This is a genomic window from Devosia algicola, from assembly GCF_028816455.1.
GTDB classification, from domain to species: Bacteria; Pseudomonadota; Alphaproteobacteria; order Rhizobiales; family Devosiaceae; genus Devosia; species Devosia algicola.
Window position 1 is genome coordinate 2,225,977 of sequence record NZ_CP118246.1, and the last position, 15,125, is coordinate 2,241,101.

Sequence of the window (15,125 nt, forward strand, 5' to 3'; positions counted from 1 at the left end):
CTCAGCCCCCCAAAAAGCTCTTGGCGACTTCGGGGTCGGCAATGAGTTCGGCACCGGTGCCGGTAAATCGGTTCTGCCCATTGGCAAGGACAAAACCCTTGGACGCGAAGGCCAGCGCCTGACGCGCGTTCTGTTCGACCATCAGGATGCCAACGCCCTCCTTGTTCACCCGCACGATAGTCTCGAAAATCTCGATGACATAGCGCGGCGATAGCCCTGCCGAGGGCTCGTCCAGCATCAATAGCTTTGGCTGGCTCATCAGCGCCCGGCCCATCGCCACCATCTGGCGTTGTCCGCCCGAAAGCTCGCCCGCCGGTTGGCGTCGCTTTTCCTTGAGCGCGGGAAACATCTCATACACCCAGGCCATGGTGTCATCGAACGCGTCGCGACGGGTAAAGGCCCCCATTTCAAGGTTTTCTTCGACACTCATCGAGGTAAAGACGTTCTTTTCCTGCGGCACGAACGACAGGCCACGCGGCACCAGCTTGTCGGGGAGCGAATTGGCGATTTCCTCGCCATCGAAGACAATGCCACCGCCGCTAACCGTCAGCAGTCCGAAGATTGCTTTGAGCGTCGTTGATTTTCCGGCCCCGTTCGGCCCGACGATCACCCCGATATCAGAGCGGTCGATGGCCATGTCGACGCCATTGAGAATGGGCGCCCCGCCATAGCCACCCACCACATGGCTCAATTCAATCAATGCCATCCCGGCACTCCCCAAAACTGCGGATGCCGATCACGCGAAATCGGGATGCGCATCAAGCCTCCACCACCGGCGAGCCAAAATAGGCTTCCACAATTGCTTCGTTGGCGCGAATTTCGCTCATCGGACCTTCGGCGATCTTCTCGCCTTGCGCCATGACGATGACCGGATCGCACAAGCGGCCGATCAGGTCCATATCGTGCTCGATGACAAAGAACGTATAGCCCAACTCCCGGTTCATGCGCTCGATATTGCCCGCCAGATCCTGCAGCAAGGTCTTGTTGACACCAGCCGCCACTTCATCGAGCAGCACGATCTTGGCATCGACCATCATGGTACGACCCAACTCCAGAAGTTTTTTCTGCCCACCCGACAGATTGCCCGCCAACTCATTGCGGACATGGCCAAGTTTGAGGAAATCGATGACATCGAGCGCCTTCTTGCGCACTTCGGTTTCGCGCGATCGTGCCCGGTGCGGACGGAACCAGACATTGCTCAAATGCTCGCCCGGCTGGTCGCCTGGCACCATCATCAGATTTTCAAGCGCCGTCATGTGCGAAAATTCATGGGCGATCTGGAACGTGCGCAACATACCGGCGCGAAACAATTGATGCGGCGCCAATCCGGTAACGTCGGCCCCGTCAAACATGATCTGGCCATGATCGGGCACGATATTGCCCGCAACGATATTGAACAGAGTTGACTTGCCGGCCCCGTTCGGCCCGATCAGCCCGGTGATCGAACCCCGCCCCACCTGGAGCGAACAATTGTCGACTGCGGTCAGCCCGCCAAATCGTTTGGTGACGTTTCTAACGTCAATAACTGCATCGAACGACACCAAAAGCCCGTCCTGATTTCCTGAAAAGCCTTGCCCCAGCCCTGGATTGATCCGGGCCATTTTGCGGCATCTGTTCACAAGCGCGGGCGCTGGTCAACCGTGTGCCCTGCACCGATCACCATGTTAAACGGCGTTGAGCACAGCATCAGCGGTAATCTTGTTGCAGGCAAACAGCACGTCGTAAAGCGTTGCCAGCCGCGTCAATGCCTTGACGTCCACGTCATGTGGCTGCGCTGAAAGCGGATCGATAAAGAACACCAGCACATCCAGCCGTCCCTCCGCGATCATCGCCCCCAATTGCTGATCGCCCCCCAGCGGGCCGCTTTTGAGCAGGGAAACGCTAAGCCCCGTGGCGGCGACAATGCGCGACCCCGTGGTGCCGGTGGCAAACAGCTCATGCTGGCTCAGTTTGTCTTGATGCGCCTTGACCCATGTCGCCATATCATCTTTTCGGTCGTCGTGAGCCACAAGGCCAATCCGCGCCATCTTCCGCTCCTAATTTGTTTGAGCGTTCAACCACGAGACCGATAGCGACGCAAGATTTCCCCGTTTAGGTTGGGACGCACCGGGCTTAGAACTCGTTCCAATCCTCAGAGATCGCGGCATTGCCGTGGGTGCCGAAGCGCGGTGCACGATCTGGCGCACGGCGGGTCGCGGGTTGTTCCAGCGTTGTTTGCGTCTGCTGCAGCTTGAAAACATCAACGATGGTGTCGAGGCTCAATGGCCTGTGTTTCAGTCTGCTCGATGGCTGCATTGGTTTGCTCGACCAGGGCCGCATTGTGCTGGGTCATGTCGTCCATTTGCCGCACGGCAATATTGACCTCGGCAATCGATGAAGCCTGCTCCCGGCTGGCGACCGCGATCCCTTCGATCAGGCTGGAATTTTCGCGAACGGCGCCAAGCATATCAAGAAGCTTGTCGGCTGCACTGGCCACCAGTTTGGTGCCGCCCTTGACCTCATCGGCACTCTGCTCGATCAAGACCTTGACGTCCGCGGATGCGCTTGCCGCCGATTGCGCCAAACGGCGAACCTCGACGGCAACGACCGCAAATCCCTTACCCGCATCGCCGGCCCGCGCCGCCTCAACCGATGCATTGAGCGCCAGCAGATTGGTTTGAAAGGCGATATCGTCGATCATGCCAATGATGTTGGAAATCTTGCCCGATGACACGGTAATACGCTCCATCGCCGCGTTTGCCTCCCGCATCACCTCGCCACCCTCACTCGCGGTCTGGCTGACCGAGCGGGTCATGGCGCTTGCCGCGTCCGCGGCCTGGGCGTTTTCATTCACCGTGGCCGCCAATTGCTCCATGGCGGCGGACGTTTCCTCGATAGTTGCCGCCTGTCGCGTCGTGCGTTCCGACAGATCATTGGCACCCGCCAGGATTTCGCCCGTCGCGGTCTTGAGCGAACATGATGTATTTTTCAGGCGCGTGACAATGTCGGCAAAGCGTTCCAGGGTCTGGTTGTAGGCCAGGCGCAACTGCTCGTATTCGCCGCTGAAACTGGTGTCTATGCGGCCAAGAAGATCCCCTTCGGCCAACCGGACGAGACTATTGCGCAATTGCGCTATGATACCCTCGGCGACCTTGCGCTCGGTAATATCGGTCGCAAACTTGACGACCTTGATCGGCTTGCCCTTGGCATCGAGCACCGGATTATACGAGGCTTGGATCCATACCTGTCGACCGTCCTTGCCGATCCGCATGAACTCGGCGGCGAAAAATCCGCCCTCGCGCAACCGTTCCCAGAACTTTTCGTACTCGGCGCCGCTGGCATAGCCAGGCTCCACAAACATCCGATGGTGCCGCCCCACGATCTCTTCAAGTCGGTAGCCAAGTACATTCAGGAAATTTTCATTGGCGGTGATGATCGTGCCGTCCAGCTCAAATTCAATCACCGCCTGCGCCCGCGAAATCGCCGCTATCTGACCGGCATGGTCCGCCGCCCGGTTTTTTGCCTCAGTGATGTCGGTTGCAAATTTGATAACGCCCACCGGCTTGCCGTTCCCGTCCAGCAGCGGATTGTAACTGGCCTGCAACCAGACCAGTCGACCATCCTTGGTCAAGCGCCCATATTCGTCCGATTCGACCGCCCCCTCACCCAGCCTTTGCCAGAAGGCGGCATAGTCGCTCGACTGCGAATATGATGGCTCGACAAACAAGCGATGGTGTTTGCCGATTATTTCATCGCGTTGATAGCCCATGACATCAAGGAAATTCTGGTTGGCATCGATAATCGTGCCCTCCAGATCGAACTCCACCATTGCCTGGGAGCGATTGATCGCGTCGATCCTGCTGCGTTCGCCCGCCTGCCTCTTCGACCTAAAGAACGCCATTACTGCCATGCTCCGATTGGAAATCATTGCCTCTGTGCACGGCAAATTGTCGTGCAAGGCCCTAGATAAGTAGTCTGACACGCGCCGGTTTCATCGTGCTTCACCGACCGGTACGTATATCCCACAAAGCCTGACCGGACCTGGCAACGCGCTAGAATTCGTTCCAATCCTCAGAGATCGCTGCATTGCCATCGCTCAGATAGGCGCTGGCGGCGGACTGGAGCTTGTGAGTTTGCAGCGGCGCCCTGCGCGTAGACGGCAGGGGCGGCACCTGATCATGGCTGACAACAAAGACATCGACCGCCCCATCAAGGTCACGTGCCTGCGCTTCGGTCTGTTCGATGGCAGCGTTAGTCTCTTCGACAAGGGCGGCATTGTGCTGGGTCATCTCGTCCATTTGCCGCACCGCGATATTGACCTCCTCGATAGCCGCGGCTTGCTCGCGACTATCGCGCGCCATGGCCTCCATCATCGTGCCATTGGCCCGGGCATTGTCCAGCATCGTGGTGAGGCGCGCCGCGGCGCTGGCGACCAACTTGCTGCCACTTTTGACCTCCGCCGAACTCTGCTCGATCAGATTCTTGATGTCGAGCGACGCACTTGCCGCCGACTGTGCCAGACGCCGCACTTCAACGGCAACAACGGCAAATCCCTTGCCGGCGTCACCGGCACGCGCCGCCTCAACCGACGCATTGAGCGCCAGCAGATTGGTCTGAAAGGCGATATCGTCGATCAGGCTCGTAATGCTCGATATCTTGGCCGAAGACGATGTAATGCGATCCATGGCCTCAGTAGCCTGGCCCATCACCGCGCCACCTTCTTCGGCAGAGGCGATAACCTGTTGTGCATTGACGGTCGCATCCCTGGCGCGTTCGGCATTCTGTAACACCGTGCTTGCCAATTGTTCCATGGCGGCCGAGGTTTCCTGAATGGTCGCAGCCTGCTTGGCCGTTCGCTCCGACAGATCATTGGTACCCGACAGGATTTCGCCCGTCGCCGTGCGCAATTGCCGCGACGTCTGGCGCAATTGCACCACCACCGCGCTCAGTTTGTCGCCCACCGCGTTGATGTTGGTCTTAAGCTGAGCAAATGACCCCTGATAGTCGCCCTGCATTCGCTGGGTCAGATCCGTGTCCGCCAGTGCCGCCAATACCACGCCGGTATCGCCAATGCCCCGATCGACGGTTGCCACCAGCGCATTGACGCTGTCCGCCAGACCATTGAGTTCGGGATCGGCAAAACCGGTACCAACACGCTTGGAAAAATCGCCCGCCACTGCCGCGTCGACCACCTCGCCAAAAGCCGCGCGCAAGGATTGCATCATCGCCCCGCGCTCATCATGGCGCCGTACAGCGGCAGCGCGTTCCTCATCATCCATTTGCCGAATCTTGAGCCCGTTATCCCGGAACACTTCCACGGCGCGGGCCATGTCGCCGATTTCGTTTTTCCGGCCAACATAGGGCACGGGCGCGGCATAATCACCCGCCGCGATTTCCTTCATAGCCGCAGCCACCTTGGGCACGGGCGACATCAGGTGCCGCGACAACAGCAACCCACCCAGCCCCAGACAGGCGATGACCCATGCGCCCCAGAACGCAATCGAGCGCAATGTATCGAAAACCACCGCCTCGGCGCGATCACGGTCGATACCGACATAGATGATACCGCGAACCTGGTCCTTCGAATCAACGATGGGCTGATAGGCGGTAAAATAGTGTTTACCCTCGATGGAGGCCTTGCCACGATATGGCTGACCTCCGATTATCGTTGAAAACGCCGGATCACTGCTGTCCAAGGCTATGCTGCCCAACCGGTCGCCACTGGCGTCGCGCAGACTGGTGCTGAGTGTCACAAATTCCTGAGCCTCATCGTTCCAGGTAAACAATATTGCAGATTCCCCGGTGATCCGGACGATAGAATCAATCAGGTCATTATTCAGGAACTGGTGCGGCATGATCCAGGTCTTGATACCGGCCAACGACCCATCCTCGTTCCAGCTTACAACGGCGCCCGGAAGCAAACTGTTCACCACGGTTGCCGCGGTCTTGAGATTTGAGGTCTGCCGGCTAAGGGCATCCTCGCGCGCCGACGCGCTCAAAGTAAGGTAGGTCGCCGTCGCAATGGCCGCCGCAGAAACCAGCGTCGCAGAGATGACCAATATCGCGATCGTCGTCGTCAGTTTGAGATTGCCAAAAACGCCTGTGATTTTACCGAGCATACTCTGTCCCCCCGATGGCGCCGCAGCGACGCGCACGCACAGGGCTCATGAATATCAAGGCAGGCTTAATGAGTATTTACCACAGGCCCATCAGCAACAAACTTGTCAGGTCAGGGCGCCGATCACCGCCTCGATGCGCCGTCGCATTGTTGAGGCGTCATAGGGCTTTACAATATAGTTGTTCACGCCAAAGGAAATGGCTTCCTTGACCTGCTCCTTGTCCGAGCGACCCGTCGCCATGATGAAGGGAACAGCGGTCGTGCGCGGGTGCTTGCGCACCACCTTGAGCAGGGTCAGCCCGTCAATATCATCCATGTTCCAGTCTGAAATGATCAGATCGACACTGGCCTTGTCGAGTTTGCCAAGCGCATCTCGACCACTGCGAGCCTTCAACGATTTCCTTGAACCCGAGTTGGGTCAGGATATATTTGCAAATGCCCCGCATCGACTGCTGGTCATCAACAATCATGACACTTACGGCGCTGGCCTTTGGCATTCACCGGTATACCTGTTTAGCGACCGGACCAGTTCCGGACTCCGTCGCCAGACTAAGACCGAACCGTTACGAAACTATCAATCGGGGGCCTGGCGTTGATCCTGATGCGGCCGGTTGATTGTTCGGTACTGCACCCGATCAGGTTTGGTTCAAGCCGCCGGCCTGATCCGCCCGAGCGCACTGGCCAACCGCTGCGCAATATCTTCAAGCGGCGCCTGTTCAACAACCGCCCCTTGTTCATGGGCAACCCTGGGCATGCCGTAAACCAGTGACGAAGCGCGGCTCTGGCCGATGGTGTGAGCGCCCGCATCGCGCATCTGCTTGAGGCCCCGCGCGCCGTCGCGCCCCATGCCGGTCAGAATCACCCCGACGCCAAGCGCGCCCAACGACTGAGCCACCGACGCAAACAGTACATCGACACTGGGACGATGACCGCTTTCGAGCGCCCTCTGATCAATTCTGCACCGGAGTTGCCCCGACCGGCGTTCGACCCGCAGATGATAATCGCCCGGCGCCACATAAGCATGCCCGGTCCGCAGCGCCAGGCGATCCTCGGCTTCAATCACCGTGACGGCACATAGGCTGTCGAGCCGCGCCGCAAATCGACTGGTAAAGCCGGCCGGCATGTGCTGGGCGACAAGGATGGGCGGGCAGTCGGCCGGCATGGCGCAAAGCACGGCGCGCACCGCCTCCACCCCACCCGTGGAGGCACCAATGGCAATCAGCGCCCCCTCTGGTCCCGCCGCCGTTTGAATGGCAGCTTTTGGTCTATCACGCCGCTGGGTGTGTGCGCCAACGTCCGATGTTGCCGCCGCCCGGATTTTGTCACGCAATTCCGCACCGAAAAGCTCGAGTGCGCCCTCCAGATTGCCATCGGGTTTGGCCACAAAATCCACGGCGCCCAACTCCAGCGCCAAAAGCGTTTCACGCGCGCCTTTGGTCGTCAGCGTCGAAACCATAACCACCGGCGTTGGCCGCAGGCGCATCAACCGATCCAGAAATTCCAGCCCGTTCATGTTGGGCATTTCAATGTCGAGCGTGACGACATCAGGGTTCAGCGCCTTGATCTTTTGGCGCGCATCAATGGGGTCACGGGCCGTGCCAACAACCTCGATATCACTATCCACCACCAGCATGTGCACCAGCACGGTCCGGATCAGGGCAGAATCGTCAACAACAAGCACCTTGATTGTCACGCTGTCGCCCGCCCCTCCGTTCCAGGTCGGGCTTGGTAGATGGTCTTGCCAACCAGCTTGAAGTCCGCCGAACCGCTGCCAATGTTTTCCGAGTGGCCGATATAGAGATAGGCGCTTGGCGCCAGAAGGTTCGCAAAGCGACCAAACAGTTCGCGCTGCGTTGCCTTGTCAAAATAGATCGCCACATTGCGACAAAAAATGGCGTCGAACGGCCCCTTCATCGGCCATTGCGCCATCAAATTGAGCGGTTTGAACACCACGCTTTCCTGGGCATCGCGCTGCACGCGAACCTTGCCCTCGCCGCACTTTTCCAGCAGCATCGCGCGGGCCGAGGACAGGCCGGTCAATTCGGTGGCCGGATATATCCCCGTCGCGCCTTTGGCCAATACCGCCGTATCAATATCGGTAGCCAATATCTTGAAGTCCCAGCGACCCAATTGTGGAAACGCCGCCAATAAGGACATGGCGATGCTATAGGGCTCCTGCCCCGTCGAACATCCTGCCGACCAGATCCGCAAGCGTGGGCCGCGTGGCCGTGTTTCAAGCAAGCAGGCAACGTGATCACGCAAATGATCAAAATGGTGCTCCTCGCGGTAAAAGCGCGTCAAATTGGTCGTCAACGCATTGACAAAATCCTGCCGTTGCTCGGGGCCCGCATCTCGGTCCAGATAATCGAGATAGGCCACGATGCTGGGAAATTCGAGGCGGCGAAGAATTTTGGACAGGCGCGAAATCACCAAAGTCCGCTTGGCATCGCTGAGGGAAATGCCGGCCGCCGCGTGGACCCGGCGCCGGATCCGCTCGAAGTCAGTGTCGCCAAGCGTGAATTCGACCTGTTCCATGCGCCGCCATCCGAGAGGCGCCTGGCGCCCTGCTTGATATTACGAGGCACGCCGAAGAAACGGCGTCTGCTCTCGCGTCTCACTCTGATCGACCGGAGCCAGGCGCGCCTCGAGTTGGGCCAGCGACTGTCCATCTTCGCTCAGAAGCCGCGCGATATTGCCCGTCTCATTGCTTAGATTGCGTAAACGCTGTTCGAGTTCGACCGTCATTTGTTGCAACGCCTCGGCTTCTTTCACGCCCGCGCCCATATGCGCCCGGCCACGATCAACCACGGACCGAATGTCCTTGGCGGCGCGATTGGTCAGCTGGGCCAACATGCGGACCTCATCGGCAACAACCGCGAACCCTGCGCCCTTTTCCCCGGCACGCGCCGCTTCCACTGCTGCATTCAGAGCCAACAGATTGGTTCGGAACGACACATCCTCGATGGCCCCCACCAGTTTGCCGATTTCTACCGTCATGGCGTCAAGGTCACTCACCGCCGCCTGGGTCCGGCGTGCAGCAAGATCGGCCTCCCCGGCAATATCCGCGCCATCCCGACCCAGCGCGCTTAGTTGCGCGGCACCTGCAGCGCCACCCACGATTCGGTCACGCACCACGCCCACCTCGCGGCGGGTTGTCAGCGCCGTACCACGAAGGGTTTCGGCCTGCTTTTCGAATTTTGCAACCAGCCCGGCAATGGTCGACAGTTTATGTTCCGCACCCGCCAACAGATCCTGCTGCTGGTCCCGGGCCGCTTCAAGCGCTGCCACGCGCGTCTTGACGGCTTCGATTTGGCGCGTCAGGCCCGTCGACGGCGCCGATACGGCCAGGGCCGCACTGCCAGCCATTTGCTCAAGGGCACGGGCGCTATCATCGATTGCTGCAATGCCGCTATTGAGCGCAGCGAGGCCCGGATGGGCGCTGGCAAAATCGTCCTCAAACCGAAAACCGGTCTGACCCGCAGCCAATGCCGAGGCAAACGCATCAAGGTCATCATCGTCAATGAACTGGCCCGCCGGGGTGAACTCCAACAGGTAGCGACTGACACCAATAGCGCGGCGGCTGACCACGAAGCGTCGCCCCCCCAAAAGGATCAGGGCTTCCTCGGCGCTGCCGCCACCGGCTTCAAGATATCCCACACCAAACACAGCATCCAGTGTTTGTCCCGTAACCGTGCCCTTGACCAGTGTTGTGGCGCCCCGGCTTGCCGCTTCTATGGTGCCGCCCCCGGCGACCAGCAACACCGGTTGATCAATGGCTTCGATACCCGCCTTGAAATGATGCGCCCGCTCAAGTCGATTGCCCATCCGGGCCACGATGTCGCGAATGGAAAACTGCTCGCCTGCCGCCTCGGTCAGCCCGGCGACACGGGCAATCGCGGCCAGGTCGCCGCAATGGGCCTGCTCGAACCGGACGGCAACCACCAGCGAGAAAACGAAGGCCGACGCCACCAGCGCACCAGTGCCCAGCAGCACCTCGGGGCGCGCACCAAAACCCCATAGCAGTCCGCCCGCAGCGGCGATTGCTACCAGCCACAGGCAGCCCCCGATCAGCGCTTGGCGCAAATACTGCATTCCGGTAAATGTCCGCTGCTCGAAAAGGCGTTAGTGTCCATGATTGGCACACTAAGCCAGCAATGGTTAACCAACTCTATAGTTTGCCGCAGCGTCATAACACTTTGATAATCACGCCGCCCTGCCTGGCGCATGGCGGATTTCAGAACAATTCGATATCCGGCAGCGCCCGGCTGATCGCCGGTTGTAAACCATCGATCCCATTTTCGCGGATAGCGATCAAGCGTCCCGCAGAACTATCGAGCCGCTTGACAAAGGCCCGCCCCGAAACCGGCTTGAACAGCACCCGCCGGGCGAAGGCGCCGCCCACATCCTGCTTGGCTATGCCATAGCCCTCAGCCCTGAGGAATTCCCGGACAAAGTCAATGTTCCTGGCGCCAACATCGTCCAGTACCTCATTGATCTTGCCACCACCAAAAACCTTGATTTCAAGATTTTGCTTGTCGCCTGTACCCAGATCGAGCACCCGATTGATCAGTTGCTCCATCGCAAAGGCGCCATAGCGCGCCGATGCACCGAACTGGTCGCGGTGGGCCCCCGACTGTTCGGCCAGCAGAAAATGATTCATACCACCGACCATGGCGATCCGATCATGCACGCAGGCCGCAATACACGATCCCAGAACCGTCGACAGGGTCAGACCCCGCTGGTCGGAGACCTTGTAGTCGCCCAGATGAAGGGTCGTCACCACGCTTCTGTTGAATTCGGCAGGAAGGCCTTGGGTCGCCACCATTTGCAGTTGAACAACTCCACCAGTTCAACCCGGCAGCATAAGGCCAACCCGTTAGTGAAATTCTAACCAACCCATACGAGCTTTGTCGGCCTGTTGGTTCTGCAAGAACCACTTCACACTTGTGCGATAGAATAGGCGCCACGAGTTAGGATCTTGATCAATGTCAATGCAGCGGCTGGCAACAGAACTGGAAGAAACCGCGCGGCAAACCGCCGTGCTGGTTGAGGGCATCCATCAGGCCTTGCTTATTCTTGCCGACCAGGACGCCAATCCCGAAACGGCACGACAAAACGCCATGGCAAAAATTGTCGATGCGCTACAGGGGCAGGATCGTATCGAACAACGATGCCACGGCCTCGCCGCTGCTGTCCGGCAAATGGACACAAAAGGTGCAGCGGCGCCGGATCAAAATTTCGATACCATATGGTCGGGTCTGACTCTGGATGAATTGCGTGTCCCGGCTTTGTCCGGCGTGGCCGCCCACCTCAATTCCGGCGAAGCCGAACTGTTTTAAGCGCTCGGTGCACCAGTGCGGGCGTCGATCACGCCTCGACCCTGGCGCTGGATACCACGGCCTGCAGGTCAATCAGGCCAACCATGCGGCTCTCATGAGTGACGATGCCATTGAGCAGTTCAGTGTCAATGGAATTGCCCTCCGGCACATTGTGGATGTCGTCGCGCGAGACAGTCAGGATATCGCTGACCGCGTCCACCAGAATGCCGACCCATTTGTTGCCGACCGACATCACGACCACCACATGGTTTTTGGTCGGCGTCGTCTTGCCGTCGCCAAACCGCGCCCGCAGATCGAATATCGGCACGATGGTGCCGCGCAAATTGATCACCCCACGGACATAGTCGCGTGTGTTGGGGAGCGGCGTCGCCCCATTCCAGGCGCGGATCTCGCGCACGGTGGTAATTTCGACGCCATAGGTCTGCTCGCCAATTGAAAAGGCGATCAATTGCAGCGCGTTTTGCGCCGCAATGGCCGATTTGTCAGCGACATCGTCGCGCATATCCAGTGCTTCCATCATTCTGCCTTTCCGCGCCGATCAGGCCGCTGTTCTGTGCTGGTCCCCGGGCCTTAACCCCTGCACATCAACAATCAGGGCAACATTGCCATCGCCAAGGATCGTGCCGCCCGCAATACCGTCCACGCGTTCGAAATTTTCTTCCAGCGATTTGATCACAACTTGCTGCTGGCCCATGATGTCATCGACGATCAGCGCAACCTTTTGGGATCCCTCAGCCTCGCACAGCACGACAAATCGGCTCTCCCGGTCACCCGCACCGTCCAGCTCAAAACGCTCCGCCAGATCAATGACCTGCACATAGTCTCCGCGCACTTGCAGAACCAGCCCGCCACTGGGCACCCGCTCGAACGCGGCGCGGCTGCACTGAATTGTTTCCACGATTGAGGACAGCGGCACCACATAGGGGCTGTGGCCAACCTTGACCAGCATGACATCGAGCACCGCCAGCGTTAGCGGCAATCTAAGCGTTATGCGCGAGCCCCGCCCCGGCCAGGACCGCACATGCACCGAGCCGCCGATTTTGCGGATATTGGACAGGACCACATCCATGCCGACGCCACGGCCCGAAATGTCACTGACCGCCTCCGCCGTTGAAAATCCCGGCGCAAATATCAATTGATCGATCTGCTCATCGACAAGCTCGGTATCCGGACCGACCACGCCGCGCGCACGCGCCACCTGCAATACCCGCTCGCGGTTGATCCCGGCGCCATCATCTTCCACCGTAATCAAAATACTGCCGCCCGCCTGCTCCGCGCCCAGCCGTATGGTGCCCGTTTCGGACTTGCCGGCCGCCAACCGGCTGGCGCCGTTTTCGATTCCATGATCGGCGGAGTTGCGGATCATGTGGGTAAGTGGATCGGACAATTGTTCGATCACGGTCTTATCAATCTCAGTGGCCTCGCCGACCATTTCCAGTTTGATCTTCTTGCCGGTTTTTACGCCGAGTTCACGCACCAATCTTGGCATGCGCGAAAATACTGATTTGACCGGCTGTGCCCGGATCGCCATCACCGAATCCTGCAGCCCCCGCGTTGTTTGCGCCAGAACCTCTAGCCCGCGTACCAACTCGGTGTAGCGCGTGCGAAGCGTCTCATCCATCTGCTGGGTCAACATCGACTGGGTGATGACCAACTCACCCACCATATTGACCACGCGATCAACTTTTTCGAGATCAACACGAATGGATTGAACACCAGGGGCGCGACGCTCCCCGTCATCGACCGGTTCGCTGGCAACTGCAGCGCTCTCCAAAGCGGCTTCGACGGGTTCTGGGTCGACACGCGGCACCTCGATCTGTGTCGATGCGACCTCATGGAGCGGCGCGGCGCTGTCATGATCGGTCTCGTTAAATTCCAACATCGCACCAATTTCATCGTCGGTGAGCATCATGAAATTCTCAACGCCGGGATCAAGCACATCTGTTGTTGGTGCCGCGATCGCAACCTCTGGCTCCGGCACGCTCTCACCGGCCCCTGACCGCACTACCGAAATATCGCAATCGCCCTCGACGAACTCGAAGACCTCACGGATCATGGCTTCACTGGCCTCGGGTGCAACAAGGGAAATCTGCCAGGAACAGAAAACCCCGAACGGCTCGAAGTCGGCCAACGTTGGCACTGCCTGCAGGTTGGCGCACACCGTCATGTGCCCAAGAGACGCCAGGCTCCCGAAACAGGAGCAACGGGTCATTGGCGCGTGCGTAAAGCGCTGGATGGGGAACAAAACCGATCTCCCAATGCCCTGCCTGATCAGTCAGCGGCGCATCCTCGAACTGGTCGGCATTCGCACCGCGCACCGCCTGTATTTCTGTCTGATCCTTGCCCAGATCAACCGCGACCGGGGTAAAATCGAGATCGAAATCATCGAGTTCATCGACCAGTCCCTGCCCCGCCGCCAACGCGTCGAGCCTGCAATTTTTCCGCCATGCCATGCTCGTCGGCCAACGATGTTCCGCTGCGCGCCGCCCCGACAAAGTCGGCAAGAAGATCGTTGGCCCGAATGCACAGCGCCACAACATCGTCGCTCAATAGCACCCGCCCGTCCCGGACCTGGTCCATCAAGCTCTCATAACCATGCGCAAAGGCCACCAAGGCACCAAACCCGAAGGCACCGGCGCCGCCCTTGATCGAATGGACTGCCCGAAACGCTGCATTGATCCGCGCGCTATCGCGGTCACCGACCTCGATCAGCGCAAAGATTTCCTCGAGCTCGCTCAATAATTCCGAGCATTCGTCGAAATAGGTTGCCTTGAATTCGTCGAGATCACTCATGACTGGCGCACGCATCTTTTGGGTTGTGGGTTCAATGAACCACCCGATGGATGACGCTGATCAGCTTGTCGGGATCAAAAGGCTTTACGATCCAGCCCGTACCGCCGGCAGCCTTGCCCTGGTCACGCTTGTCCTGGCTGGTTTCGGTGGTCAGGATCAACATTGGCAGGCTTTGGAAATCGCCGCTGGCGCGTACCGCCTTGATAAACTCGATCCCGTCCATGATCGGCATGTTGATATCGGTAATCACAATGTCGACTTTCTGCGTGCGCAGCAGGTCAAGCCCCTGTTGCCCGTCCTCGGCTTGAAACACCTCAAACCCGGCATTGGACAGGGTATGATGCAGCATCGCCAGGATGGTGCGGCTGTCATCGACAGTCAGGACGCGCAATGCAGTCATGGTCTGATCATGCCCCCGAATTGATCGCCCAGCCCCAACCGCTCAATCGCGGTATTAAGGACGCGGCTCGGATTGATAACGCCAAGCCCCACATTATTGCGCTTGGCCGACTCGGCGGCACTGAGCAACATGAACAGCGCATTTGTCGCGACCCGTTCGACCCCGCCCGCATCGATAATTACCGGCCCGATCTCGATCGCATCGAGCAATTTGTCGCGAACGCTGTCCAGCGCATCGAGATCCAGTATTGCCGGCAGGGCAATGGATCTGGCAGCAATTGAATTCATGACAGGACCCGCGTTTTTGGGGATTTCTCCGCTGCCGACTTTGCCCGGTAACGGTTTAAGAAGTGCTAATCTTGGGGGTGGTTCTGTTCCAGACCTTTCTAATCATTGATCAAATGTGAATATTTGGACTGTTTGCCTGCCCTCTGATAGACCTTGGCACAGCGCCTGTTTCCAACATTGTTGCCGCAATGTTGGTGTCGGTGCCGCAC

The 15,125-nt window shown here is 59.0% G+C and carries 18 protein-coding genes; 1 reads left to right on the forward strand and 17 read right to left on the reverse strand.

Annotated features, from left to right (window positions below; translation table 11 throughout):
* Nucleotide 1: 1 nt before the first annotated feature.
* From PSQ19_RS11785 to PSQ19_RS11835, 11 genes are all read right to left on the reverse strand, one after another.
* Nucleotides 2-706, reverse strand: a complete 705-nt coding sequence (locus PSQ19_RS11785; protein WP_282217890.1) for an ABC transporter ATP-binding protein — start codon at nt 704-706, stop codon at nt 2-4.
* 52 nt (nt 707-758) lie between these two features.
* On the reverse strand, nt 759-1,601 hold the full coding sequence (locus PSQ19_RS11790; RefSeq protein WP_282217891.1) for an ABC transporter ATP-binding protein: 843 nt from the start codon (nt 1,599-1,601) through the stop codon (nt 759-761).
* A gap of 63 nt (nt 1,602-1,664) precedes the next feature.
* Nucleotides 1,665-2,027 (reverse strand): methylglyoxal synthase, encoded by a 363-nt coding sequence (locus tag PSQ19_RS11795; protein ID WP_282217892.1) that lies wholly within the window; start codon nt 2,025-2,027, stop codon nt 1,665-1,667.
* Nucleotides 2,028-2,112: 85 nt separating this feature from the next.
* Complete coding sequence (locus tag PSQ19_RS11800; protein ID WP_282217893.1) at nt 2,113-2,262, reverse strand: hypothetical protein; 150 nt, start codon at nt 2,260-2,262, stop codon at nt 2,113-2,115.
* Nucleotides 2,240-3,880: a methyl-accepting chemotaxis protein gene (locus PSQ19_RS11805; RefSeq protein WP_282217894.1), complete on the reverse strand. Its 1,641-nt coding sequence runs from the start codon at nt 3,878-3,880 to the stop codon at nt 2,240-2,242. Before PSQ19_RS11805 ends, PSQ19_RS11800 begins: the two co-directional genes overlap by 23 nt.
* Before the next feature lie 151 nt (nt 3,881-4,031).
* Nucleotides 4,032-6,098, reverse strand: a complete 2,067-nt coding sequence (locus PSQ19_RS11810; protein WP_282217895.1) for a methyl-accepting chemotaxis protein — start codon at nt 6,096-6,098, stop codon at nt 4,032-4,034.
* A gap of 105 nt (nt 6,099-6,203) precedes the next feature.
* On the reverse strand, nt 6,204-6,491 hold the full coding sequence (locus tag PSQ19_RS11815) for a response regulator (RefSeq protein ID WP_282217896.1): 288 nt from the start codon (nt 6,489-6,491) through the stop codon (nt 6,204-6,206).
* 252 nt (nt 6,492-6,743) lie between these two features.
* Nucleotides 6,744-7,790, reverse strand: coding sequence for a protein-glutamate methylesterase/protein-glutamine glutaminase (locus PSQ19_RS11820; RefSeq protein WP_282217897.1), 1,047 nt, complete (start codon nt 7,788-7,790; stop codon nt 6,744-6,746).
* On the reverse strand, nt 7,787-8,632 hold the full coding sequence (locus PSQ19_RS11825) for a CheR family methyltransferase (protein WP_282217898.1): 846 nt from the start codon (nt 8,630-8,632) through the stop codon (nt 7,787-7,789). The genes PSQ19_RS11820 and PSQ19_RS11825 overlap by 4 nt, the downstream gene beginning before the upstream one ends.
* 39 nt (nt 8,633-8,671) lie before the next feature.
* Nucleotides 8,672-10,189, reverse strand: a complete 1,518-nt coding sequence (locus PSQ19_RS11830; protein WP_282217899.1) for a methyl-accepting chemotaxis protein — start codon at nt 10,187-10,189, stop codon at nt 8,672-8,674.
* Between the two features lie 142 nt (nt 10,190-10,331).
* The gene (locus tag PSQ19_RS11835) at nt 10,332-10,922 is read right to left on the reverse strand and encodes a chemotaxis protein CheD (RefSeq protein WP_282217900.1); all 591 of its coding nucleotides are present in this window, start codon (nt 10,920-10,922) and stop codon (nt 10,332-10,334) included.
* 160 nt (nt 10,923-11,082) lie between these two features.
* Between PSQ19_RS11835 and PSQ19_RS11840 the strand changes: the two genes are divergently transcribed.
* Nucleotides 11,083-11,436 (forward strand): hypothetical protein, encoded by a 354-nt coding sequence (locus tag PSQ19_RS11840; RefSeq protein WP_282217901.1) that lies wholly within the window; start codon nt 11,083-11,085, stop codon nt 11,434-11,436.
* Between the two features lie 28 nt (nt 11,437-11,464).
* Here PSQ19_RS11840 and PSQ19_RS11845 read toward each other — a convergent pair whose 3' ends face one another.
* From PSQ19_RS11845 to PSQ19_RS11870, 6 genes are read right to left on the reverse strand one after another with little or no spacing between them, the layout of a single operon-like run.
* Nucleotides 11,465-11,956 (reverse strand): chemotaxis protein CheW, encoded by a 492-nt coding sequence (locus PSQ19_RS11845; protein WP_282217902.1) that lies wholly within the window; start codon nt 11,954-11,956, stop codon nt 11,465-11,467.
* 18 nt (nt 11,957-11,974) lie between these two features.
* Nucleotides 11,975-13,567, reverse strand: a complete 1,593-nt coding sequence (locus PSQ19_RS11850) for a chemotaxis protein CheA (protein ID WP_282217903.1) — start codon at nt 13,565-13,567, stop codon at nt 11,975-11,977.
* Nucleotides 13,497-13,856 (reverse strand): hypothetical protein, encoded by a 360-nt coding sequence (locus PSQ19_RS11855; RefSeq protein WP_282217904.1) that lies wholly within the window; start codon nt 13,854-13,856, stop codon nt 13,497-13,499. The genes PSQ19_RS11850 and PSQ19_RS11855 overlap by 71 nt, the downstream gene beginning before the upstream one ends.
* Complete coding sequence (locus PSQ19_RS11860) at nt 13,828-14,229, reverse strand: Hpt domain-containing protein (RefSeq protein ID WP_282217905.1); 402 nt, start codon at nt 14,227-14,229, stop codon at nt 13,828-13,830. Before PSQ19_RS11860 ends, PSQ19_RS11855 begins: the two co-directional genes overlap by 29 nt.
* 31 nt (nt 14,230-14,260) lie before the next feature.
* Nucleotides 14,261-14,629, reverse strand: a complete 369-nt coding sequence (locus tag PSQ19_RS11865) for a response regulator (RefSeq protein ID WP_282217906.1) — start codon at nt 14,627-14,629, stop codon at nt 14,261-14,263.
* Complete coding sequence (locus PSQ19_RS11870) at nt 14,626-14,916, reverse strand: STAS domain-containing protein (protein WP_282217907.1); 291 nt, start codon at nt 14,914-14,916, stop codon at nt 14,626-14,628. Before PSQ19_RS11870 ends, PSQ19_RS11865 begins: the two co-directional genes overlap by 4 nt.
* Between the last annotated feature and the right edge of the window lie 209 nt (nt 14,917-15,125).